The 26254-nt window shown below is 27.8% G+C and carries 19 protein-coding genes and 1 other annotated feature; of the genes, 1 reads left to right on the forward strand and 18 read right to left on the reverse strand.

Annotated features, from left to right (window positions below; all coding sequences use genetic code 4):
- Positions 1-2: 2 nt before the first annotated feature.
- The 13 genes from rpoB to alaS form a co-directional block, all read right to left on the reverse strand.
- Entirely contained in the window at positions 3-3857 is a 3855-nt protein-coding gene (gene rpoB / locus MCOLE_RS03260) for a DNA-directed RNA polymerase subunit beta (RefSeq protein ID WP_100671400.1), read from the reverse strand.
- Positions 3858-3871: 14 nt separating this feature from the next.
- On the reverse strand, positions 3872-5029 hold the full coding sequence (locus MCOLE_RS03265) for a hypothetical protein (protein WP_100671402.1): 1158 nt from the start codon (positions 5027-5029) through the stop codon (positions 3872-3874).
- A 240-nt stretch (positions 5030-5269) separates the two neighbouring features.
- Positions 5270-5638: a 50S ribosomal protein L7/L12 gene (gene rplL / locus MCOLE_RS03270; protein ID WP_099651446.1), complete on the reverse strand. Its 369-nt coding sequence runs from the start codon at positions 5636-5638 to the stop codon at positions 5270-5272.
- A 59-nt stretch (positions 5639-5697) separates the two neighbouring features.
- Positions 5698-6198, reverse strand: coding sequence for a 50S ribosomal protein L10 (rplJ, locus tag MCOLE_RS03275; protein WP_100671404.1), 501 nt, complete (start codon positions 6196-6198; stop codon positions 5698-5700).
- A gap of 22 nt (positions 6199-6220) precedes the next feature.
- Positions 6221-6386, reverse strand: a sequence feature (ribosomal protein L10 leader region).
- A 37-nt stretch (positions 6387-6423) separates the two neighbouring features.
- Positions 6424-8970 (reverse strand): hypothetical protein, encoded by a 2547-nt coding sequence (locus tag MCOLE_RS03280; RefSeq protein ID WP_100671406.1) that lies wholly within the window; start codon positions 8968-8970, stop codon positions 6424-6426.
- 77 nt (positions 8971-9047) lie between these two features.
- Entirely contained in the window at positions 9048-10436 is a 1389-nt protein-coding gene (locus tag MCOLE_RS03285; RefSeq protein WP_100671408.1) for an APC family permease, read from the reverse strand.
- A 1-nt stretch (position 10437) separates the two neighbouring features.
- Positions 10438-11433, reverse strand: a complete 996-nt coding sequence (locus tag MCOLE_RS03290; RefSeq protein ID WP_100671410.1) for an alpha/beta hydrolase — start codon at positions 11431-11433, stop codon at positions 10438-10440.
- A 111-nt stretch (positions 11434-11544) separates the two neighbouring features.
- On the reverse strand, positions 11545-11985 hold the full coding sequence (locus MCOLE_RS03295) for a GNAT family N-acetyltransferase (RefSeq protein ID WP_100671412.1): 441 nt from the start codon (positions 11983-11985) through the stop codon (positions 11545-11547).
- Between the two features lie 49 nt (positions 11986-12034).
- The gene (rplA, locus tag MCOLE_RS03300; RefSeq protein ID WP_100671414.1) at positions 12035-12718 is read right to left on the reverse strand and encodes a 50S ribosomal protein L1; all 684 of its coding nucleotides are present in this window, start codon (positions 12716-12718) and stop codon (positions 12035-12037) included.
- Positions 12718-13146, reverse strand: a complete 429-nt coding sequence (gene rplK / locus MCOLE_RS03305; protein WP_100671416.1) for a 50S ribosomal protein L11 — start codon at positions 13144-13146, stop codon at positions 12718-12720. The genes rplA and rplK overlap by 1 nt, the downstream gene beginning before the upstream one ends.
- 143 nt (positions 13147-13289) lie before the next feature.
- Complete coding sequence (locus tag MCOLE_RS03310; protein WP_100671418.1) at positions 13290-14207, reverse strand: hypothetical protein; 918 nt, start codon at positions 14205-14207, stop codon at positions 13290-13292.
- Between the two features lie 73 nt (positions 14208-14280).
- Positions 14281-14565, reverse strand: a complete 285-nt coding sequence (locus MCOLE_RS03315; protein WP_100671420.1) for a hypothetical protein — start codon at positions 14563-14565, stop codon at positions 14281-14283.
- Positions 14566-14643: 78 nt separating this feature from the next.
- On the reverse strand, positions 14644-17322 hold the full coding sequence (alaS, locus tag MCOLE_RS03320; protein ID WP_100671422.1) for an alanine--tRNA ligase: 2679 nt from the start codon (positions 17320-17322) through the stop codon (positions 14644-14646).
- A 119-nt stretch (positions 17323-17441) separates the two neighbouring features.
- Between alaS and MCOLE_RS03325 the strand changes: the two genes are divergently transcribed.
- Positions 17442-18293: a Cof-type HAD-IIB family hydrolase gene (locus MCOLE_RS03325; RefSeq protein WP_100671424.1), complete on the forward strand. Its 852-nt coding sequence runs from the start codon at positions 17442-17444 to the stop codon at positions 18291-18293.
- Positions 18294-18327: 34 nt separating this feature from the next.
- On the opposite strand, the gene MCOLE_RS03330 is transcribed toward MCOLE_RS03325, so the two are convergent.
- The 5 genes from MCOLE_RS03330 to MCOLE_RS03350 form a co-directional block, all read right to left on the reverse strand.
- Complete coding sequence (locus MCOLE_RS03330; RefSeq protein WP_100671426.1) at positions 18328-19779, reverse strand: glycoside hydrolase family 1 protein; 1452 nt, start codon at positions 19777-19779, stop codon at positions 18328-18330.
- A gap of 108 nt (positions 19780-19887) precedes the next feature.
- Complete coding sequence (locus tag MCOLE_RS03335) at positions 19888-20820, reverse strand: ROK family protein (protein WP_100671428.1); 933 nt, start codon at positions 20818-20820, stop codon at positions 19888-19890.
- Positions 20820-22214 (reverse strand): glycoside hydrolase family 1 protein, encoded by a 1395-nt coding sequence (locus tag MCOLE_RS03340; protein ID WP_100671430.1) that lies wholly within the window; start codon positions 22212-22214, stop codon positions 20820-20822. Before MCOLE_RS03340 ends, MCOLE_RS03335 begins: the two co-directional genes overlap by 1 nt.
- A gap of 85 nt (positions 22215-22299) precedes the next feature.
- On the reverse strand, positions 22300-23040 hold the full coding sequence (locus MCOLE_RS03345) for a MurR/RpiR family transcriptional regulator (RefSeq protein WP_100671432.1): 741 nt from the start codon (positions 23038-23040) through the stop codon (positions 22300-22302).
- A 64-nt stretch (positions 23041-23104) separates the two neighbouring features.
- A complete protein-coding gene (locus tag MCOLE_RS03350) occupies positions 23105-25729 on the reverse strand; it encodes a PTS glucose transporter subunit IIABC (protein WP_100671434.1) in 2625 nt (874 codons plus the stop codon).
- Positions 25730-26254: the final 525 nt, after the last annotated feature.

A 26254-nucleotide genomic window follows, 5' to 3' on the forward strand; every position in this document is an offset into this window, starting at 1 on the left:
TCCTATTCTTCTTCAAATGAAAGGTTAATTTCACTTTCATCCACTTCTTCAAAACTATCTAAGTCTTCAATTTCAACAAGTGATACTGAATCTTCAAAAGTTAATTTGTCAGTTGATGCATGCTTCATGCTTTCGTCATTGATTAAATCATTGTCATCATCATATGCATTAATTTGTGACTTATTACCTTTATCGTCTAATAAGTAAATATCAAACCCTAATCCCATAATTTCTTTTGAAAGAACATTGAATGATTCAGGTGTTCCAGGTGTAGGAATATTTCTTGATCTTACGATAGCTTCATAAGTTTTTGTACGACCTTTTAAGTCATCTGATTTAATAGTTAAGATTTCTCTTAGAGTATGCGCTGCCCCATAAGCTTCTAACGCTCAAACTTCCATTTCTCCGAAACGTTGTCCCCCGTTTTGTGCTTTTCCTCCAAGAGGTTGTTGAGTAATTAATGAGTATGGTCCAACACTTCTTGCATGAAGTTTGTCATCAACCATGTGAGAAAGTTTCAACATGTACATAACCCCAACAGAAATTGGTTTATCAATTGCTTCTCCTGTTTGACCATCAATTAATTTAACTTTTCCATAGTTTTCCATTCCAGCTTCAGCCATGATTTCATCTAAATCATTACTGTTAACTCCTTCGAAAACTGGAGTTGCAATTTTAACTCCTAATTTTTTAGCAGCCATTCCTAAATGGATTTCTAAGATTTGTCCAATGTTCATACGTGAAGGAATCCCTTGTGGGTTTAATAGAATATCTACTGGTGTTCCATCTTCTAAGTGAGGCATGTCTTCAACTGGTAACACTTTTGAGATAATCCCTTTGTTACCGTGACGTCCTGACATTTTATCCCCTTCTTGGATTTTACGTTTTTGAACGATATAAACTTTAATTACTTCTAATACATCAGCTGGTAAATCAATACCATCTGGGTTCGCTGCTGATTTAGCTTTGAAACGTTTAACAGACTGAACAATTCCTTCTCCACCATTTGGAACTTTTAATGAGTTGTCTTTAACTGATCTTGATTTTTCTCCAAAGATAGCATGTAATAATTTATCTTCTGGTGATAATTGAGTTTGTCCTTTTGGAGTTACTTTACCTACTAAAATATCTCCTGTTTTAACTTCAGTACCAATAGCTACAATTCCTTCATTGTCTAAGTATTTTTTAGCATTGTCACTGATGTTTGGGATTTCTGAAGTAATTTCTTCAGCTCCTTGTTTTGTGTTACGAACTTCTAATACATATTCATCGATGTGTACTGAAGTAAATTTATCTTCCATGATAACTCTTTCAGACATAACAATGGCATCCTCGAAGTTGTATCCATTATATGTAGTAAAGGCAACAACAACGTTTTGACCTAAAGCTAACTCTCCATTATCAACAGATGGTCCATCTGCAATAATTTGTCCAGCTTCAATTGAATCACCAACTTTAACAATTGGTTTTTGAACAATTGAACTTCCATTATTTGAACGTTCAAAGTTTGCTAATGTATATGTTTTAATTCCAGCTTTTGATTCAACAGTTATTTGTTTTGCATCTACATATTTAACAATTCCGTTTTCTGCAGCAACAACACATACTCCTGAGTCTCTAGCTGCTTCAAATTCAATACCTGTTCCAACGAATGGTGATTCTGGAACAATTGTAGGAACCGCTTGACGTTGCATGTTGGCACCCATAAGTGCACGGTTAGCGTCATCATTTTCTAAGAACGGAATCGCTGAAGTAGCAACAGAAACAATTTGTTTTGGTGAAACGTCAATAAATTGAACTTCACTTACTTTAGCAATGTAATCATCACCTTTGTAACGTGAAACTACAGTTTCATCTAAAATTTTTCCATTTTCATCTTTTGTAACATTTGATTGAGAAATAATGTATTCTTTTTCCTCATCAGCTGATAAGTATTCGTGTTCATTTTGAATTACACCATCAATAACTTTTAAGTAAGGTGTTCTAATGAATCCTAATTCATCAACGATTGCATAAGTTGACAAGTTGTTAATTAATCCAATGTTTGGTCCCTCTGGTGTTTCAATAGGACAGATTCTTCCGTAGTGAGAAGGGTGAACGTCACGCACTTCTAAGCTGGCACGATCTCTTGATAATCCTCCAGGTCCTAAAGCAGTTAATCTACGTTTATTTGTTAATTCTGCTAGTGGGTTAATTTGATCCATGAATTGTGATAATTGTGATAAGTTGAAAAACTCTCCAATTACAGCAGTTAATGGTTTTGCATTAATAATTGTTGAAACTTTAACTTTATATAAATCACTTGTTGAAAGTTTTTCTTTAACGTTTTTATCAATACGTGTTAATCCCATTCTGAATTGATTTTGTAATAATTCACCAACTGTTCTAACACGACGGTTAGCTAAGTTATCAATGTCATCGTATTCACCAATGTTGTATTCTAATCCTAATAAGTAAGAAACAGTAGCTACAATATCAACAACTGTAATATGTTCTTCTTTTGAGTTAGGAGTAATTCCAACAATTGTAAATGTTTCGTCTTTTGAGTTATTGTCTTGGTAAACTTTAACTTTTTGAATTTGACGTGAACCAGGAATGTCTTCTCTGTATTCAATTGAAGAAACCATTACACCATCTTGTGATAATGCTTCAGAAACTTCTTTAAAGTTTGCTTTAGAAACTTCAGTGTTTTTAGCAACTAAAACTTTTCCGTTTGCATCAACAATATCTTCAGCTAATATTCTTCCGATTAAACGGTTTTTAACAGCTAATTTTTGTTGTAATTTGAATCTTCCTGCTTTTGTTAAATCATATTTTCTACGGTCAAATAATAATCCGTTAATGTATTTTGAGGCTCCATCAGAAGTAGCTGTTTCACCTTGTCTAATTTTTTTATAAATTTCTTGCACATGTTGTGCTCAGTCTGCGTATGTATCTCCAGTATCATTGTCATTTTTTAATGTTTCAACAATAACCTTATCTTTATCATAAATATTTAAGATTGTATCTCTGTCTAATCCTAAAATCTTTAAGAATGATGTTGCAGTAGTTTTTCTTGATTTATCAATTTTAACAAATAATGAATTTGTTGTCTCAGCAGTTTTTTTAGTATCTGTTTCAAACTCTAATCAAGTACCACGACTTGGAATAATATCACCATTGTATAGGTTTTCCCCTGTCTTGTTGTTGATTTCTGTTTTAAAGTATGAACCAGGTGATCTAACTAATTGTGAAACAATAACTTTTTGTGAACCATTAATAACAAATGTTCCAGCGTCAGTCATTAATGGGAAGTCTCCAAAGAATACTTGTCCTCATTTTCTTACACTAACTTCAGCCACAACTACATCTTCTTTTTCTTCTAAGATTGTAATTTGAAATAAGTCATTTTTTTCTGTACCTTTTAATTTAACATCAAAGAAATAAATGTTTTCTGTATTTTTAACAAGTGAAACATTCTTTGAGTCTGTTTTTTCAGCAATTCAATTTGCTAAAACTTTTTTAATATCTTTTTCTACAATTTCCTCAAATTCTTTTGAGATGTCTTCAGTTTTTGTAAACATTAATTGTAAATCTACATAAATTGGAGCATCATAAATTTTTGATTGTTCTTTTGCTTTTGCTGGTGAAATTTTAGCTTCTTTAATTTCTCACCCTTCTAAGAAAAGAGATGCACTAGCATCATTTGAACTCATTGCAAAAAATTCGTTTAATACTTCGTCAATTCCTTTTGTTTTGAATCATTCGAAAGTTTTTGTTTGAATTTCAATTAAGTTTGGTAATTCAAGATTACCTGAAACTTTTCTATAATCACGTCTTTCAACGCCACGGTTTACTTTTTTAATTTTATATGCCATGTTGCTTCCTTTCATTATTCTAAAATAAATTTATATTTATTTAATTGCTTATCAGCAATCATAAAGTTTGCGTCATTTTTTGTAACTTTGACAATGTTAGCGCTTTTGAGGTTTTCTAAAGCTTCCTTAATTTCTTGTTTTTTAATTCCTGAGTATCCTGCAATTTTTAATTTGTCAGTAATTCTTTTAACTGATACTTCTTTGGTTCTTTCAGTTAAAATAGTGATTAGCACTATAAACTCATAATCACTTGAGAAAAACTTTGATCTAACTTCAGAATCTTGAACTATCCATTCTTTCACTAGAGATGCTATAAATCCTCTTTTCACAGAATCTTTTAGTTTATTTTTAATAAAACTTAAAAGTTCATTTACATTGAAACTGTTAATGTTTGATTCATTAATTTTTTCAATTAGTTCTTCTCAATGATTTAGTAAATCAAAAATTCAAATCTGAAATACTTCTTTTTCTTTAGACTTACCTAAGAATCAAAGACTCAAAAGTAAAGCTATAGTCGAATTAAATTTTTGATAAGGTTGAATAATTAAAATCTGTAAGAAAATAATTATTGCTTTTGTGAAACCATCAAAAGAATTTTCTGGTACATCATTTATAAATTTAAACAATTCCTTTAGTTCTTCATCAATTGATTCGAAGTCTATTGTTATGTCAGTTAATATTTTTTTATTATCAACTCTATAATAATTTGCTTTTCTGTCTAAATTGAATTCGGTATTTCTAAAAAGTATGTGAATTAGTAACTCATAGTTATCTTCATTTATTTCAAAGTCAGCTTTTTTTACTAATCTAACTGCTTCGATTAGATTCAATGCCATCTTTTCTTTCTTAGTTTTTGCCTTTGCTCCATTTTCAATTCTTCTAATCATGTTATTGATTGAAAGCATTGATGAACTTTCTGCTAAATTTTCTAAAAACATTAATGAAGAGATATTGCTCACTAGAACTAAATCTGATAATTGTTGATCATTTGTAAATGTATATGCTTGAAAGTAATTAGTTAAATACTTATCACTTTCTATTTCTTCCATTGGTTCAAAATTCATTTTTTGCCCTATTGATAATGGGAAATTCACAGTAAAAAGGCCTTGTTCTTCAACAATTTGATTCATTGAATCAATGATCTTCTTATTTAAAAAATAATTTAGACTCATTAGACTTCCTCCCAATATTTCTTTTGCAAAAAAATTGAGGATAGCAGAAGCTCTTAACTAACTAAACTATACTCGATTATTATATTATATATAAAACACCTTAAAAAATCAATTAAATACGTATTTTATAAGGCTTTTCAAGAACTAAAACATCGTTTTTATTTTAAATTTAACTTTGTAAAGTAAAAATACCTCTAAGATCTCTCTTAGGGGTATTTTTTTAAGAATTTAGTTGAAATACTATTTGTATTCTACTGATGCTCCTGCTTCAATTAATTGAGCTTTAATTGCGTCAGCTTCTTCAATTTTTACGTTTTCTTTAATAGCTACTGGTAATGTTCCGTCAACTAATTTTTTAGCGTCCATTAATCCTAATCCTGTAACTTCTTTAACTACTTTAATAACTGCAACTTTTTGTCCACCTGCATTTGTTAACATAATTGATACTTCTGATGGAGCTGAGTCAGCAGCAGCTGGTCCAGCAGCAACAGCAACACCTGCTGATGCAACAACGTCAAAGTGTTCTTCGATTGCTTTAACTAATTCGTTTAATTCTGTTAATTTCATTTCTTCTAATGCTTTAATAATATCTTCTTTTGTAATTGCCATGATTTTGGTCTCCTTTAATATATTTCTTTTTTGCTATTAATACATTTTGATTATTTGTATTAGTTTTGTTTTGTATCAGCAACAGCATTAATTACAGCCATAACTTGACGTAATGGGTAAAGTAAGCTTGATGCAAACATTGAGTATAAATCTTCTTTTGATGGTAATGTAGCAACTTCCATAATTGCTGCAGTATCCATAGCTGCGCCTTCGTAAATTCCGGCTTTTAATTTTAATGCTTCATTTTCTTTTCCAAAGTTTGCTACTAATTTAGCAGCTCCAATTGCATCTTCATTTGAGAAAACAAAAACATTTTGTTGAGTTAAATATTCGTTTAATTCTGTTAAATTTAATTGTTCAACTGCTCTTCTAACAAGTGAGTCTTTGTAAACTTTAACTTCGATACCTTGTTTTAAAGCTTGTCTTCTTAAATTTGACATTTGTTCAACTGTTAAGTGTTTGTATTCTGCAATAGCAACACCTTGAGCTGATTGAATTTTAGAAACAATCTCAGCAACGATTTCTGCTTTTTTAGCATGTGCAGGTCTATTTGTTGACATTCGTATTCCTCCTATTTTCTTATTTTGTAAAACAAAACCCTCGGTTCTTAATGCAAAGACCGAGGGAAACGTAAAAATACATTTTTTAAATTAATGTTTGATTTATTTAATAAATGTTTATTTTAATCCTCGGTAACAAATTAAGGGAATTTCCCAGTTACTGTCTTTGGTATTAATAGCCTTTATTAATAATATCATATCAATTATTTATTTCAATAATTATCTCTAAACTTCAACATCATCATTACGTTTCATGATATCCATGTCAGTTTCATTAGGTGGGAATACACCGTCATTTTGGCGTTTTTTATATCACTCGAATTGTCCTTCGAAAGGATGTAGTCTTCTAACTTCTTGAGCTAACTCTAAATAAATATCTTCACTCATTTTATTTCAATTATATTTAAATATTTTTCTGTCTGATGTGAATTCAGCTAACTCATTAACTAATCCTAATGAGATCATTCCATCAACAACATGTTTGCCAATGAAACTTCCAAATCTGATTTCTCTGTTTCTATTTTTTGCACCATATAATCCTATAGATACAAAGAATAAAGCAAAGATTAAGAGTGTTCCTGCTTGTTGCATAACATATAAACTGTCAGTTAGATTAAATCCATTTTCTCCAACACCGTATATTATAGAACCTAATCCATGTAATACATATGTAAATTCTGCAATAAAACTTATTTTATGGAAAAACTCAAATTGCATAAATGAAGGGAATGTTCCTCAGCCTGATGAAATATTAATAACTAAGTATATTACAACTAAAACTTTTGAAATTGTTTCGTCTTTAAACAAGAACCACAATCCCTGAATTGTTAATACGAATATTAAATCTACAAATAGTAGCCATAATCAAACTGAAAGCATTGCAGCTGAACCGATTGCTATTCACCCAGTCAGAGAAAGCGCGATGGTTAAGGCTGTTGCTTGAGTCATACCAGTAACTAACATTAGTAATGTTTTTGATGTATATCATTTACCAGCTTTTAGTTTTTTTGTTCTTCTTGCTCTATCATAAATGAATGTTTGCATAAATGTTCCTACAAATAATCCAATTATTATAAAGAATTCACCAATACCAATACCATATATACCATTTTTTAAACCTGCAATTTCAATGTTTACAACATCAAATTTATCAAAAAGCTTATGTTTAATTATTTCAATAGTTTTATTGCTAATTGCGTTCAATAGTGCAATTTGATTTGTGAATCCATTTTTTGCAGCAAGCATATCCATATTTTTATTAAATTCTGTTATCGACACAGCATTTCGATTTAGCTCATTAACTTTTGAAGTAAATACTTCTTGAGGTTTTATTAATTTCAAACTAAATCCTGTTTTTTGAACTAATATAGAGTTTATTTTTGGTAAATAAGTTTTAAAGTTGAATTTAAATTCTTCAATAAAACTGTTATTTAATGCTGATATGATGACTTTGATAGCTGCTTCAGTTTTTTTATCTAATCCCAATTTGTCTATATTATCTATGTTAATTCACATAGTTTGTGAATCTGTAAATGGATCAATTCCATGCATTACATCATATAAGTATTTATTTACTATATGTGAATTATCATTTAAAAATAAAATGTAACCCAGTAGTTTTGAATTAGTAAAATCTAATTTCAATATTTTAGCTAATTTTTGAATTTTTTGACTTTGTAAAAGCCCTGAAATATTATTAGTTAAAATACCATTTGTTTTTTTAGCAGCATCATGAGAAATTGTTGTTTCTTTGCTAATGTCTCCAAAAATAGTATTTTCTGATCTGACGTCATTAGATGATTCATTTGATTTATTTATAGCATCACTAATAACATATTGCTTCCCTGATTGAATTTCAATATCAGAATTAGATACATTTCCTATGTTTTGAGAAATTCTTACTATTTCATTTTTGGTTGGAGTGTAACTAATTTGTTTATAAAAGTTTTTATAAATAATGTTTGAAATTAAGGATGGTATATTTTCACCTAAAAAATTCTCAATAGCTGAAACTATAAGTGCTGACTTCATTTCCATCATACTGTTAAGGTAATATCCAAAAATAAAGTTTCTTTCAAATGTTGTTCAAATGTTTATGTCAACTTTTTCGCTTTTTGGAACAGTGTTTTTATTCAAATTTGATCCTATTTGTTGGATTAAATATTCAGCGAATCCGTTCTCAATTTTAGCTTGCACATAATATTTTTTACCTTTTCATTGTTTATCAATTTCTTTTTGAGATGAAATATATCTAATATTTGTGAAAGCCATATCTTCTTTTAATTCAGGTGAAGAAAATACGTAATCCTCATCCTTAATATTTTTGTCTGTTTTTTCATTTAATGTTGATTTAATTATGTCTCATACATTAAATTGAAAAATATGACTTGCAAGTTCCTTTTCTGAAGAAATTTGCATATTTCCAGCGTTTGTATATAAAATTTTGTTTTGTCTATCATAAGCAGAAGAAATTGCCTTTTCTTTACTTATAGATCCATCAACTGATTTATAATTATGATCAGTTAAAACACCGATCTTAAAATCGAAGTTTTCAATATCATTATTTTTATATACTCAGACTGTCTTGTCTTCGTTTAAAATAGCAACTGGTGCCTTTCCTAAATTAATTGTTGGATTTCAAAAAGCTATTAAACATGTAACTCCATACAATATAGGTATTAATGCAATACCAATAAATTTAGAAATTCTTTTCACCGAAGACAGAACTCGAGATGAAAATTCATCTCGAAAACCTTTGATAACTCCTATCATATGTCTCCTTATAAATAAATGAACTTTATTAGTTCATATATATAAGATAACATTTAATAAAAAAAATAACTTTAAAGTTATTTAATTTTTATATTATTAAATTTAAAAATTCCAAATAAATAAACTAAAAAAGCAATAATAACCATTAAAATTGGTTTTCATAAGATTGAAAATGTGCTTGCTCCTGTTTGTTGGTGCGGCATTATAACCATTAAATAGATAGAACCAATAAATGTAAGAGCACAAGTTGCTAAACTTAAAATCATTAGTATTCAGAACGTTTTATTCCCATATATTTTTTTATACTCAGGGTCTTTTAACCTCAATTTTATTATCGCTGAATTTAATAAAATTTTTAAAGTACTAGTTGCAAGTGCAAATGAAGAAATTATTTCTGAGATAGAACTAAATAAAATATAAAACACTGCTACGCAACCAAGTAATATAATAGCTGTATACGGTTGATTTGTTTTTTTGTGTACTTTTCCAAAAAAAGTGTGTACATCTCCAGTTTCAGATAATTTATGTATTAATCTTGATTGAAAAAATAATAAAGAATTTACAGATCCCACAAATAAGAATATCGCAAAAATATTAAATGTTAACACTGCTCATTTATGCTGAGCAAAAATTGTTGATGTTGTTCCATTTGGATCAATTCAATTTCCTTGACTATCTGGTGTTGCTAATGATAAAAGAGCAATACCATAACAAACATAAATAACAAGTACAATTAGCACTGCACTAATAATTACTAATGGAACTGTTTTTTTAGGATTTTCAATTTCTTCAGTAATATATGTAGGAAATTCATGACCCGAATATGCAAATCCTGTGTATGTTATTGCAGGAATCAACATCGCTGAGGATATATATGCATGCCCTAAATTACTATTCATTTGTGAATTTGAAAGTAAACCTTCTTTTGAACCATACATAATTGCTAGTATAAATACTAATATGATTGGTAAAGTTTTTACGAATAGAAAAAATATTTGCGTATATTTACTACTATTTTTAACCATTATTTGTATTCCTGCAAGAGATACTAATATAAATACAGCCAAAGCCTTTTGTAAACTTTCAACAGCAAAATCTTTTGAATCCAATTCTAAAATTTGAGTTATCATTGAACTCATAGCGGAACAACAACTTGCTAGTGAAGTAGCAGAAACAAATAAAATTAAAACTCATCCGAACCAAAATGCCAAAATTCTTCAGTTACATTTTCTAATTCAACTATATCCACTCCCACTTTCTCCATATCCAATTGATGGTTCAATAACTATAAATGCATCAGGTAAAACTATTAATGCTCCAAATACCCAAGCTAGTATCATCAACAACGGATTTGCTTGAGCAAGAGCAAAAACCATGTTAAATGAGATGATAATGCTTGATCCAACAATTGCAGCTAATGTTGAAGCTAGAACTGTTCAAAATCCATATTTTCTATTTAGTTTCATATTACTCTCACTTTCTTGCAAAATATAATGCTTTTGTAATGTATTCTTCATTATAAGTTACTATTGTATTTACATGTTCAGAACCATTAGGCGTTCAAATTTCGCTTTTAACCTTTTTTTCAAATTTTATTTTTTTGTCATACATTAATTTACTCATTTCAAATGGTATAAATGTATCTCCCTTAGAATGTATAAATAGCACTGGAGTGTCTTTTGCTTTTTTCATTTTTTTTAATAGATTAAATTTTCTTTGTGGTGTTTTTGTTTCCTTACTAAATTTATGTGTAAATAAAAAACCGATTTTTCATCATTCAATGTGATATAAATTGTTTTCTATGTAGTATCTATATTGATGCTTAATATTGCTAAAACCACAATCAGCAATTACTCAATTAACATCTGATTTTAGCTTGCTTTTTTGAATAAACAATACGCTTGTAGAAGCACCCATGCTATTACCTATTAGACCAATAGATTCTGCTTGTTCAGTATTTTTCAAATAAATTATTATTTCTTCTATCATTTGAATGGACGAAAATCCTATATCAGTTTTTTCTCCATAACTTAAACCATGCGCAAAACCGTCAAAAGTCAAAACATTATAACCTTGTTTTCAAAAATGATGAACTAACCTTAATGCTAAATATTTATTTTCAGTTCATCCATGCAAACCTATAACTCATTTGTTTGATTTTTGATTCCTTGCTATTAAGCAACTAATTTTTCCTTTTTCATTTTCTAAAGTAATTTCTTCAATTTGACTTTCATTAAAAGTATCATTTAAATAATTTAAACCTTTATTTTTTAAATCATCATAGTATAACTGGATAGAATTGATTTCTACTCCCTTTTCACTAAAACCATCGCGGTAATATGTGTAGCAAAACTTCTTATAATCTAAAAAATAAGATCTAGAATTTTTTATTATTGTTCTGAATTGAAAAAGAGTCAAAAAAAATGTTTTTGCCGAATACTTATATTTATCTATTTTTTTCAAGAAACACCTCCACAAAGCACATGATTAAAAGTAATTACTATGATTATACATAAAAAAAATAATTTTCAAAAATAAAGTTAATTTTTGGAAATTATAGTTTTTTTCTTAAAATTATTTTTTTAAAACCATTTTAATATGGTCTATCCCCTCATCGTCATAAATTTCAGAGTCTTCAACAAAACCAAAGCTTCTATAGAAATTTAAAAGTCTATATTGTGCGCTTATACTTAATTTTTTGTTAGGTCAATTTTCATTAATTCATTTAACTGCATTTTCTAACAAAATTTTACCTAATCCAAGACCTCTGAACTTTTGAGGTGTTAATACTCTACCTAAAGTTACATTATTTTCGTCTACTTCAAATATTCTTAAATAGGCGATAAGATCATTTTCATCATTTCTTATAATTAAGTGTGTTGCCTTAAGATCATTTTCATCGATTTCACATGATAATCATTCCTGTTCAACATTAAAAACTTCGCTTCTATTTTTAAATATTTCTCAAGCTTCTTTACTTGTTAATTCATCAAACTTTTTAAATAATATTTTCATTTTTACCTCTTTCTTTCTAATAATAAAAAAACAGCTTTCGCCGTTTTTATTAGTTAATTTCTACTTTAATTCCAGGACCCATTGTTGTTGAAATTGTTGTGTTAATGATGTAATCACCTTTAACAGTTTGAGGTTTAACTCTTCTCATTTCATTTAGGATTGTAGTAAAGTTTTCTTTTAATTGTTCAGCAGTAAATGATGCTTTTCCGATAATTGTGTGGATATTTCCTTCTTTATCTGCACGGAATTCAATTTTTCCTTTTTTAATTTCATCAATTGCTTTAGCAACGTCCATTGTAACTGTTCCAGTTTTTGGGTTAGGCATTAATCCTTTTGGCCCTAAAACTTTTCCGATTGCTCCTAATTTAGCCATCATTTCTGGTGTAGCAACAATTACATCAAATTCAAATCAGTTTTCTTTTTGGATTTTTGTAATTAATTCTTCTCCACCAACAAAGTCAGCACCTGCTTCTTGAGCTTCTTTAACTTTAGTATTTGTTAAAACTAAAACTTTTTGAGTTTTACCTGTTCCAGCTGGCAATACTAATGCTCCACGGATTTGTTGATCTGCTTTTCTTGGATCAATGTTTAAGTTAAATGATAATTCAACAGTTGAATCAAATTTAGTTGTTGAAGTTTCTTTTGCTAATTTAATTGCTTCGTCAAGTGTGTAAACTTTTTGTTTGTCTACTAAACCTTTAACGTTTTTCATTCTTTTTGAAATTTTAGCCATTAGTTAGTTTCCTCCATACCTGTAATTTTGATTCCCATGTTTCTAGCTGTACCAGCAATAATTTTCATTGCTGCTTCAACATCATTTGCATTTAAATCAACTAATTTGTATTCAGCAATTTCTCTAACTTTGTCAGCTGAAATAGTTGCAACTGTTTGAGTTTTAGCATTGCTTGCACCTTTTTCAATTCCTGCTGCTTTTTTTAATAAAATAGCTGCTGGTGTTGTTTTTAGTATAAAGTCAAATGATTTGTCATCATATGCTGTAATAACTACAGGAACAACGTCACCTGCACGATCTTTAGTAGCATCGTTAAATTGTTTTGTAAATTCAGGCATGTTAATACCTAATGAAGCTAATTCTGCTCCTGGTTTTGCTTGCATCGCCATAAATTCTAATTTGGCAATACGTGTAATTCTTTTAGCCACGGGCTTATCCTCCTAATATTCTGTTAGTCGGCTGGTTTTACTCGCTGTGGTCCATGTGAAGCATTAGAACTTCTCCCACAATAAAAATCAGTCATTTTTAATTATACATTTTTTTATCTATGAATCAAGTTAAACTGCGCATATTAACTAATTCTATCTATATTTTCTAACTCTTTATCATAATTTCTTCTTAGTTTAGAATAAACATCTTTTAAGTAACTATCAACTGAATTAGATGAGTTTTTTATTTTCACTAATTCATTTTTTAAATATTTTAAGTCCTTTGTTAAGTTAAAGATATGTCAATTGCTTAATGAATCATCAGCTTTTTGAATTTCTAAAATCATTTTTTCTAATATCTCATTTTTGATTTTTTCATTACTAATGCAAAATTCTAATGTTAAATTTTTGTTTAAACTGCTTTGAGAGTTTATATAAAACAATGAATTATTCAAATCTACAAAATCACTATTTTCTATCAATGTATTTTTTGGCAAAATACTTTCAGGGAATGAATAGATTATTTGATTAAATTTATTAACTCTTCATTTAAAGGAATTTTGATTTAATTCACTGACAGATTTAAATTTTTTATTAGCTATATTTATTTCTTCATTGAGTATTAAAAAATTATCAAATTCTTTTATTCTTAAGTTATCTTTAAAAATATCAGGTGCATATTCTTCAATAAATGTTTTATCAATGCTTTTTGTTTTTTCTAGTTTTAGCGTGTGCTTAAAATAGTGAGAGAACAAAGTATCTAAAAAAGTTTCTTTAAAATGTTTTGAATTTATTATTTCATCAAAGAAAAATATTTTACTTATAAGTTCTATTTTTTGAAAATTTAGATTTCAAAAAATATCTACGTCTAGCATAAAATACTTTTTATTAATTTCATCAGCAGTTGCTTTATATTTTAAAGCTCTATTTCAATTTGCAGAAGAGTAACAATTGCTTAGAACTGATTCTGGTAAAAATTCAAATTTTGCATTTCCAATATAATAACATTGATCTTTAAAACCTATTTCAATTAAAATGCTTTTTGTGAATAAGTAAAACATTGTCTTCTCCTTTTTTACTTTGTAATTTTAACAAAAAAAAGATTTGCTTAGCAAATCTCGTAAATAAATAAAATTATTTTTTTAATAATCAGTTTGTGATTTGTAATGCTAAAGGTTGTTTACCCATTAAACATCATATAACAATAAAGATGAATCCTACTATTGTTAAACATAATAATACGTAAATTAAACCATAAATTAAAGCTGCTCCTCTACCTTCGGCTTGAGGTGTTTTAAAAATCATTTGTCCTACTAATGGCAAGTTTAAAATTCATAATACTAAAGGTAAAATTCCAAAAGTAAATCCGTTTAAAAATCCGTTAATAATTGTTGATAATGCTCTTTTTAAAATGTTCATTTTATTTATTCCTTTCTGTGTTTCAAATAAAATTATACAACAATAGTTGGAAAAAACCAAATTAACAAATTTTATTTATTAAAACTTACCTTGTGCTAAACTAGCGTTACCTCCACCTTTTGGTGAAATTGGTAGATTTTTAAATATTTCTATCGCTGAGTGTTCTAATTGTAATTTTTCGCTTACTCCAACAACAACAAAATTACCATCAGTGTTTTCAGAAGTTAAAATTATGATTACTTTTTCAAATTTGTTTTTATATTCATCAACTAATGTTTTCATATCTTTGATATTTAAGCCATTCACTTTTTCTTCAATTATTTGTGTTCCATTTTCATTGATTTTTGGTTCAAATGATTTAAACTTTTCTAATTTTTGAGTCGTTAATAATTCTTCTACTTTTCTTTCATAAACTTTTATTGCAATAGACAAGTCTTCCAAAATAAGTTTTAAAGAAATAATTGATTGTTTTGAAATTTCTTTGTTAAATGCATCTTTGATAATGTCTTCAATTTTTTGATCTGCCAAAATTGATTTAGTGTTTTCATACTTTGCAAATATTTCTTGTATTAATTTTAACAATTTATTAAACTCTGTATTTAAGTATTCATTTATTGACTGTTTTGAAGTTAAACACTTAACTCTATAAACTCCGCTACCTTTCGATTCCAGTCCTGTAATCATGAAATCTTCTATATCATGTGTATTATCAACATGAGTCCCTCCACATAATTCACTTGAAAATTCCCCAAATTTTACTACTCTAACAATATCATCATATTTTTCAGTAAAGAATGCTAATGCACCATACTTACTTATTGCATCTTGCATTGAACAGAAATAAACATTTCTACTAATTTTTTCATTTATTTTTTCAACAACTAGCTTTTCAGCAGCTAATAATTCTTCTGGTTTAATAGAATCGTTATATGTAAAGTCCATACGCAGTCCATATTCATCATTGTATGATCCAGATTGCATAACTGTCTCGCCCAATATTTCTCTTAATGCTGCATGAATTAAGTGAGTTCCTGAATGGTTTTTCATAGTCAAAGTTCTTTTTGTTTCATTAACAAATGCATCAATAGTGTCTCCAATTTTAATTGAACCTTCTAACTGAATTTTATGAATATGTTGATGGTTAGGTCCTTGCTGAGTATCAATAACTTCAGCTCTAGCTGAATTATTTACTAAGTATCCAGTATCAGCTGCTTGACCACCTTTTTCAGCATAAAATGGTGTCTTGTCTAAAATAACATAAACTTCAGTATCAGCTGCTTCTGAAAGAATTTCATCATCTGTGAAAATATAAACAATCTTTGCATTTTCATGCTTTGTTTCTTCTCATCCAGTAAATTCTGAATCGACATCAATCTTTGTGAAAATTTCATTTTGTTTATCTCAAGCTTTTAAATCTTTTCTTGCATTACGCGCTTGTTCTTTTGCTTGTTCTAATAAATAATTAAATTCTTCAATATCAACTTTAACATTTTTATCTTCTGCAATTTCAATAGTTTGTTCAATTGGGTAACCAAATGATTCAAATAAAAGTAATGCATTTTTACCTGTTACTTTTTTATCATTTTCAATCATTTTATTTAAAGCTTCATATCCTTTTGATAAAGTTTTTAAGAATTTTTCTTCTTCATTTAAAATTGTAGACTCAATTAAGTTTTGTTTTTCTAATAAATATGGGTAAAAATCTTTCATTGCATTTATTACATTAATTACTAATGTACTTAAGAATGGCCCATTGATTCCTAATTCCATACCTTTCATTAGAGCACGGCGAATTAAGCGGCGAATTATATAGCCTCTATCTTTGTTACCTGGGAATACACCATCAGCAATAGCAAAACTTGTTGCTCTAACATGATCAGCAATTACTTTAAATGCTGTATTAATTTTAGTTTGTTCAATTTTTTCATCAAAATAATTTTCAATTGAATATTTAAATTTTGAATCACAAATACTTTCAATTTGTTTTATTGTAGGTCAAAAGATATCGGTTTCAAAGTTTGTTGGTGTGTCTTGAAATATAGATGCTATTCTTTCTAAACCAGCACCAGTATCTATATTTTTTCTTGGTAATTCTGAATAATTATTAAATCCATCATTATTAAATTGTGAAAATACAATATTTCAAATTTCAATATATCTATCATTTTCAATATCTTCAGCTAAAAGTTTTGGTCCTATATTTTCTTTATCTCATTTTTCACCACGATCAAAGAAAATTTCAGTATTTGGACCACATGGTCCTTGACCTACATCTCAAAAGTTTGTATCTCTTGTTAATCTAAAAATATGATCTTGTTTGATACCAATATCATTAATTCAATATTCATAAGCTTCAATATCTTCATCAAAAACAGTTATGTATAATTTTTCAGTTGGAATCGCAAATCATTTATCACTTGTTAATAATTCTCAAGCAAAAGATATTGCTTCTTTTTTGAAATAATCCCCAATTGAAAAATTACCTAACATTTCAAACATTGTGTGGTGTCTTGCGGTTACCCCAACATTTTCAATATCATTAGTTCTAATTGCTTTTTGTGAGTTAGTTAATCTTGGTGATGGAGGTGTTTTTCTTCCATCAAAATATGGTTTAAGTGTAGCTACACCTGAATTAATTCATAATAATGAAGGGTCTTCTACAGGTATTAAGCTAACTGGTTCTAAGAAATGGTGTTTTTTTTCCTTAAAAAAATCTAATCACATTTTTCTAATTTCATTTGTTGTTAATTTTCTCATTAAATATCAGTCCTTTAAAATTAATTATAACCTTTAACAAAATTAAAGAGAAAATAAATTTATCTAATTTTTGATAAAATATATATATCACTACTTATTCTGGAAAGGAAAGTAAAAATATGCAATTAAAAGATAAATTAAAAAAGAGATTAATATTAATTGATTTAGACGGAACAACTTTAAAAGATGACCATTTAACAATTAATCCAATAACAAAAAATGCTTTGCAAGATGCCATTAAGGATGGGCATACTGTTTGTATATGCACAGGTAGAAGTTTAAAAGATACAATACATATTTATAATGAACTAGAACTAGACAGTTTATTAGTTACATTGGATGGTGGACATATATCTGATCCGGTTCATAGAAATTTCAAAAGAATAGTATTACCAATTAGTGAAGATGTAACAAAAAGTATTATACAACATCCAATATTGAAAGGAAAAATTGAAAACATTATTGTTGAATACTATCATGCTAACATGATTCAAAATGGTGCTGATAATTTCTTTATTGCTGATGCAAACGCAGAAACTCCAATTCAAGGAGATATTTTAAAAGATTGAAGTGGTCCTTGCAGTAATGTAATTATTAAATTAAACACAAATTTAAATTTTATTAATATTGTTGATACTTTAAACCAAGAGTTTGGAAATGCAGTTAAAGTTAAATCCAACTTAATTTACGGTATTGAAAATATTGGAGAAAAACCAATTTTAATAATAACAAACAAATTTGTTAACAAAGGTTTTGCTGCTGAAATGGTTGCCCAATATTACAATAAAGATATTAAAGATGTTATTGCTTTTGGTGATCAAATGAATGATTTTGAAATGATTCAAACAGTTGGTCATGGTATTGCCTTAACAAATGGAAATCCAAAATTGAAAGAAATAGCTTGAGGTATAACTGATATTTCAAATGATGAAGGTGGAGTTGGAGACACACTAAATAAACTTTTAAAATAGAAAAATATCAGCTTAATGAGCTGATATTTTTCTATTAAAGTTCTTTTGTTTTCATAAAGTTTTGGAATCATTCAAATGATTTCTTTTTAAATCTATTTCCTGTTCCATTATGATAATCATCATAATCAACATAAATCATTCCATAACGTTTTGACATTTCATTAGTAGAAGCACTTACAACATCAATTGGTGTTCACATTGTGTATCCAAACACATCTACACCATCTTTAATAGCTTCATTTATTTGTTTAAAATGCTCTGACAGATATTCAATTCTATAATTATCTTCAACTGTGTTTTGATCATTTAATGTTTCTAATACACCAATACCATTTTCTGCAATAAACAATGGTTTTTGGTATCTATCTCACATTTGATTTAGAGTAATTCTTAAGCCAATAGGGTCGATTTGTCATCCTCATTCTGTCGCTTTCAAAAATGGGTTTTTCCCGCCCATAGAAACATTACCAGAAGCTTTCTGGCTTAATTCAACTGCTACTGTGGCTGACATGTAGTAACTAAAACTTATAAAATCAACAGTATTGTTTTTTAAAAGTTTTAAATCTTGTTCGTCAATATTTACATTTATGTCATTTTCTTTTCAATTTCTTTTAATGTAATTAGGGTACTCACCTTTTGCCACTACATCATAAAAGAATCATCTCGAAATTTGTTGTGACTTTAAATTTTCCATTTCATTAATTGGATTGCAATCTAATGAATAGGTTGTAATATTAGCAACCATACATCCAAATTGGGTTTGTAATTTGCACATTTTTTTACCAAGTTCAATTACTTTTGCTTGAGCAACAAATTGATGATGGAGTCCTTGATATGCTGCTGAATTTCTTTCGCTTTTTGAATTAAAATCAGATTCAAAAACCCCTAACCCAACCTCTGTGCTTCAAATAGCAACATTTATTTCATTAAACGGTAATCAATAATCTACCATTTCATCAAATTCTTTAAATAAAACTTTTGCGTATCTAACAAACAGGTCTATAACTTCTCTGTTTTTTCAACCGCCTCATTTTTTTGTTATTTCATATGGTGTATCAAAATGATGCATTGTTACCATAACTTTTATTCCAGCTTTTTTACATTCTGTTAAAACATTCCTGTAAAATGCTATTCCTTCTTTACTTGGCTCTTTGTCATCTCCATTAGGAAAAATTCTTGATCAAGCGATTGACATTCTATACACATTCATTCCCGCTTCTTTAAATAAAGCTATATCTTCTTTATATCTGTGATAAAAATCAATTCCAAACCTTTTTGGATAATGTAAATTTTTTTTATTTTCAATAGATTCAAGCATTTCTTCTTTTGTTTGACCTCCGAAGTGTATAGCTGTTCTATCTTTGATTGGTAAAAAAGGTTTCATTTCAAGTAAAGTTAATGTTTTACCGCCTGCATCATAAGCGCCCTCAATTTGAGAAGCAGCTGTAGCTCCTCCTCATAAAAAATCATCTTTAATAAATTTCATATTTTCACTTCCTTTATATATTGATTTTCTCAAATATTTAAATTTAAAAATATTTTATGAATTAAATGAAAACAACTTTCAGAAATAGAAAGTTGTTCTTAAAAACTATTAAATATGGTGTATTTCTTCAAGTTCACAAAGCTTATAGTAAACTCCATAACATCCTGCATCATTATTTAATTTTGAAATTTCCACTATGTTAAAAACAGGGTTTTTCGAGAATTTGCTATTTGCATCAAACTTTCTATGCAATTTAATTTTATCAATAACCATTTGCATGAATTGAGTATTTTCGCTAACTCCTCCACCAATTGTTAATAAATCAAAATCCAATAACTGATGAAAATTAATTATTGTTTTTGCAATGGCTGATGTTCATTGATCAACCAACTCAACAACAATAGGATCATTTTGATTAAACTTTTCAAACAATTGTTTTCCATTTACTTCTTCATTTACATTGGCTTTTTTTCTATACTTCATAATTAAAGTCCCTAACCCTGTATCTAAAGCATATGCTGAGTTGTCATCTTTATTATTAATTGAACTAAACATACCTGATGCCTGTCCTGCCTCAAAATTGGTTCCTTTATAAAGTGCCTTATTAATTATAATTCCACACCCTAGAGCAGAACCAATTGTAATATGAATGAAATTTGTTAAGTTTGGGTCATTTCTAAATTTAAATTCACCATAGGCTGCAGATTTTCCATCATTTTCAATTTCAAAGTTTTTTATTTTACTTATCTTTGAGAATTTATTTATTAAATCAAATTCAACATCACAAAATGCTGATTCTGTTATAATTTTTTTATTTTCTGAATCTAAAACCCCTGGTATTGAAATACCTAAGTCAAATTCAACACTTTCATTAACTAAGTCATTCACAATAATATCCATTACTTTTTCCAATGGCAATTGAAAGCCTTTTTTATCAATACCATCATATTTCAAAAGAGATTTTGATTCTATTTTTCCATCAACAAATGAAATTTTTTTAATTGATGATCCACCTAAATCATAAGTAATTTTTTTATTCATTATAATTCTCCATTTTTTGAAATTAATTCTTTATATCAGTAGAAACTATCTTTTCTTATTCTTTTCATGTCTTTTAAATCAAATTCATCTCTATTAACATAAACAAAACCATAGCGTTTTGAAATTCCTTCATGTGTTGAGACTAAATCAATAGCACTTCAAGGCATGTAACCTATCATCTCAACACCATCTTCAATAGCTAGAGCCATTTGATGAATATGTTTTTGATAAAAATCAATTCTATAGTCATCATGTACTTTTCCATCTTCAGTTAATACATCCCTTGCACCAATTCCATTTTCTGTAACCATAATAGGTAGTTGATATCTTTCTCAAACTTCTCTTAAAGTATTTCTAAAACCAACTGGGTCAATTTCTCAACCAAATTGTGTTTTTTCTAAGTTTGGATTTTTAACTGATTTTGCAAACCCTTTGAAAGCAAAACCTGATTGTTGATCGGCGTTTGTTGCGCCATCATTTCCATCTTTATTGTCAAGCGCTTCTACAGTTCCTGAAGAATAATAGTTTATAGCAATAAAATCAGGTTTTGCTATTTTAAATAACTCCATTTCCTCAGATGTTGTGTGAATTTGTTTATTATTTTGCTCTAAATAGCTTAAAAATTTCTTACTATATGTTCCTCTGCATAAAATATCTAAGTAGACTCAGTTTCTTAATAAATCCATATTTAGCTTAGCTGTAAAATCTTCTGGCTTTGATGATGCAGGATAGTTAATTGCAATATTTGGTGCTGGTCCTATTTTTGATTTAGGGCACATTTCTCTACACATTAGTATTGCCTTAGCCTGAACTACATTCATATTATGCATTACTTGTCATTCATTTGAAGAATACTTTTCTTTATTTGTATTTATTATTTGCGAAATTAATACCATAACATTAAGTTCATTTACAGTTAATCAATATTTAACTTTTGAACCAAAATTTTTAAATAAAACTGAACAATATCTTTCATAATGTTTATAAACATTTTTGCTTTCTAATCCACCATCTTCTTCAACAAACATAGGAATATCAAAGTGAAAAATTGTAACTACTGGTTCTATATTATTTTTAATTAATTCATCTAATAAGTTGTTGTAAAAATCAATTCCTTCTTGATTTATATTACCTTCTTTATCTTTAATAATTCTTGGTCAAGAAATAGAAAATCTGTATGACTTAAATCCCATTTCTGCCATAAGAGCAACATCTTCTTTTCAATGGTTATAGTGATCAGATGCAACACTAAAATCTGTTATTTCTTTGTTTGCATGCTCTTTTGATGATGGATCCATTGATGATGGAACTTTTCCACCTTGGTATATGCCCCCTTCTACTTGATAGGCGCTTGTAGCTGCACCTCATAAAAAATCTTTTGGAAATTTACTCATCTATTTTCCTCCTTATATTTTCTATTTTATGCTTACTTTTTTTAAAGATGGATTGATAAATATAAAATTAAAAAAACTTTCCTTTTTAGAAAGTTTTTTTCATTACATTTAATACTTCAATGAAAAGCATTTGAATAGCTATATTTCTTATTAAAAATGAAGACGAATTGTAATTGAAATCTAATTTTATAGTTTTAAAATTATATTTTTTTAGTTTTTCTTCAGAAAATCTAGATGTTATTAAATAAATGTTTTCAAAATCAAAGTCACCTTTTAATTCAAAATCAATTTGATCAACAAGACTATCAGTATCTAATCCAGCGAATAAAAAAATATTTACAGCGTTTTCTTTCTTTTTAATCTTTTTCATATATATATACTGTGTTTCTAATATAATTGGTGTGATATCACCTTCCAATAATAACTCATAAATAAAATTAGAAGCTATTCTTAATTGATATGAGCTATAAATATAAACATTTTTTTCTTTAATAATACTTAATGCTAAATCATTAATGAAATTTTTCTTACTTCTTATTCATTCATCAATTTCCTTAAATAATGTTTCTGTTCCTCCAACATTATTTATTTTTGATATTTTTTCTTGGTTTTTTAGATTATATATCAATTCTTTGTAACCTGAAAATTCTAAATTTTTGGAAAATTTTGTTATAGTTGACTCACTTACGTAAGCTTTATTTGCAAGTTCTTTTTGTTTTAAATAAATACCCTTCATAGCATGACATAGAATTTCATTAGCTATTATTTGGTTCGTTGTATTAGTAAAATTTTTTTGTTGTATTTTCAGCTTCTCATAAATATTCATAATAAACCTCTTTATAAAAATTTTATAATAAAAAAGCAAACTTAGTTTACTTTTTGTTTTCATATTATTTTTGTTTAACTTCTTTTTTAGCTTTTGCTAAATTTTTTGTTAAAACCTTTAAAGAAATTTTTAATTCTTTTGGTTTTTCATAATCATAAGCTATTTTTAAAGAGTTCAAATCATTTCAATATTCATTTCTTATTTCTTTAATTTCAGATTTTAAATTATATTCTTTGTTAAATTCGTTTAACATTTCTTCAATTTCTTTTTCTTTGGTTCCAATTATGTTATCCAAAGTTTTAAAGTCAATTAAAGCTTTCAAATCATTTCTTTGATCTTTAAGTTTTTCAACCCTTTCTTTATATGTCAGATTATTGAATTCATTAACAAGTTTTTTAGCAATTGACAAGTTATTTTTGCTTAAAGCTTTTTTACCTTTTTTATAAATTCTTTGTTCATGTTTATATTCATTTTCAATTAAAGTTTCAATTTTTGAATCAACAGAAATAACTTTTTGAATTTGTTTCTCAATTAATTTAATTTGTTTAATTGTTTCTTTATCAATTACTTGTTTCATTTCTTTTACTTGAGTTTTTAAAATTTGAATTTCTTCTTCTGATAAATCATTTTTAACTTTAATAAATTTTAATAAAGCATTTGCTGATTTAGATACAGCTGATTTTTCATTTGGTCTTTCGATATAAATTAGTAAACTGAAAATAGTTCCTAAACCCAATGCTAAAGCGGCACCTGTTATATATAAAATACCATTTGTTATGTTTGATAAGTCTGCTGTACCACCCATTGTTGGTGAAGAAAAGAATCCAATAAATTCAAAAACTCCAAATCCTGTTCCAGCTCTTGCTGTAACACCAACTGCGTTACAATAAGCCCCAGCAATAAATGCAGCAATACATCCTGCTATTAACGGACGTTTTTTAGGTAAGTTAATTCCATAAAGAATTGGTTCTGTGATTCCTAAACAACCTGCTGGCAACATATGAATTGCATCTTTTTTAAGTTTTGAGTTTTGAGTAACTAAAATAACTCCTATTAAAGCTCCAACTTGAGCTCATACTGAAATACCCATAATCATGAATATTCCAGCTCCCCCTCTTTGAATATTATCTAAAATACCTACTATAATTAATCCCATGTGTATTCCAAAAATAACTGCTACTTGTCATATACCTATATAGAACCCTACACCTATTCCTAATGGAGCTTGTCCAATTCAATACATTAGAGTTCCTGCTAATGTTTCAATAACATTTCAAATTGGTAATAATATGAAAAATGAAGTTGGTACAATGACCATAACTAAAATAAAAGGTCTAAACATTAATTCTAGTGAAATTGGAATTCATGTTTTAATTCAGTCATTTAAATATTTAGCAGCAATTATTGCTCCCATTACAACAAACATTTTATTTGTCATGGCTGCAATTTTAACTTTTGAAATTCCATCTAAGACAGGGTTACCAGTATCTAAATCACCAAAGTTAATTAAAATTCATTCGTGACCCATACCACCTGATCCACCATCTAAAAACATTAATGGAGTTGACAATATAAGTGCAATGGATGCTGCTAATATAACATCAAATTTAAAATATTGTGCTGTACTAATTGCTATTGCAATTGTACCAAAAACTGTTGTTGTTTTAGCCATTATAAATAGTATAATTCAGCCTATAGCTGCATCTTTTAAAAGAACCTGATTACCGCTTGCTTGTGCTGTAATAACTATATCAGGCATTACATTGATTTGAACAAGTATACCCACAATTGCTTGAACAATTGCACAACCAACAATAATTGGTATAGTTTTTACCATTATTGATGCAAACATTCTAATAAATTGAGCGCCTTTACTTTGCTTTTCTTTATTCTCTGAATTTTCGGCTACAGCTACTGATTTTGCAAACTCATTTTGAGCTATAACTTCGTCTTTTAATTTATATACATCTTGTCCTATAACAACTTGTAATTCGTCTCCTTGTCAAATTGTACTTTTTACAAGTGAAAGTCTTCTTATTTTTTCTTCATTAACTAAATCTTTATTTTTAACCAAAAATCTTAAACGAGTCATGCAGTTATAAACATCTCTATAATTTGAAGGACCACCTACAAACTCATTTAACATTCTTGCTTCCTTCTGATATTTATTTTCAGCATAAAAAAATTCTTCAAAGTCTTTTTCATTCATTGAATTTGGATTAACTTTTTCAAGAACTTCTTCAATAATTTTAATAGTACAAATTAATTCGCCTTGTTTATAATTACCTTCTTTGAAATTAATAATTTCAATTTTTTTATCAAAAACAATAGGCGTTTCATTAGATATTTTTTCAGCTTCAACCATTTTAAGATCAACTTCAAAAAGTTCATCACCAAGTCTTACTTTTTTATCAAGTTCTAATTTTGTTTTAAAAGGTTTTCCGCCTAATTTAACAGTATCAAGTCCACAGTGAATTAAAACATTAGTGTCATCAATATCAAAACCATAAGCATGTTTAGTTTCAAAAATCATAACAGTTTTAGCTTCAACAAAAGGTGAGTAAAACTTATTTTTCTTTGGAAGAATGAGTAAACCATCACCCAGCATTTTTTGTGAAAAAGTTGGATCTGTACATTTTTCTAAAGATTTAACTTCACAATCAACTGGAGCATAAATTTTTATTTCCATATTTTCTATTCCTTTCTAGAATATTTTCCAATATTAATTATTTAAAAGACATATAATCAATATATTTTCGAAAAAATTTCTTTTTTGGAAAGTTTTAAGCTTTTTTATTATTTTTTAACACCTTACATACAAATAAAAAAGCGAACGTCTACTTTTTAAATACTATTTAAAAGTTCTTTTATTTGTTGTTTTGTTAATACCTTTTTTCTTTTTCAGATAAATAACTAACTAATGCTATAATTAATAAAATTCTAAAATGAAACCAATAAACAATAATGCACAAACAGATAAAAATTATATGTGGTTGTTGTTCACTTGTACGAACTTATTTATATGTTTTTTTAGCCATCAATGTCAATGAGATCATTCATGCAAGTGTAATTTAATAATTAAATTAAAATCAATATTGAAATTCTTGCAGATTCTGATGCTTGTAAACCAATTCTATATATAATTGCAAATAATCCAACTATTGAAGTTGTTATGAATTTAATATATAGTTATCAAATATATCGTTTTTTTTGT

Source organism: Mesoplasma coleopterae, assembly GCF_002804245.1.
GTDB classification, from domain to species: Bacteria; Bacillota_I; Bacilli_A; order Mycoplasmatales; family Mycoplasmataceae; genus Mesoplasma; species Mesoplasma coleopterae.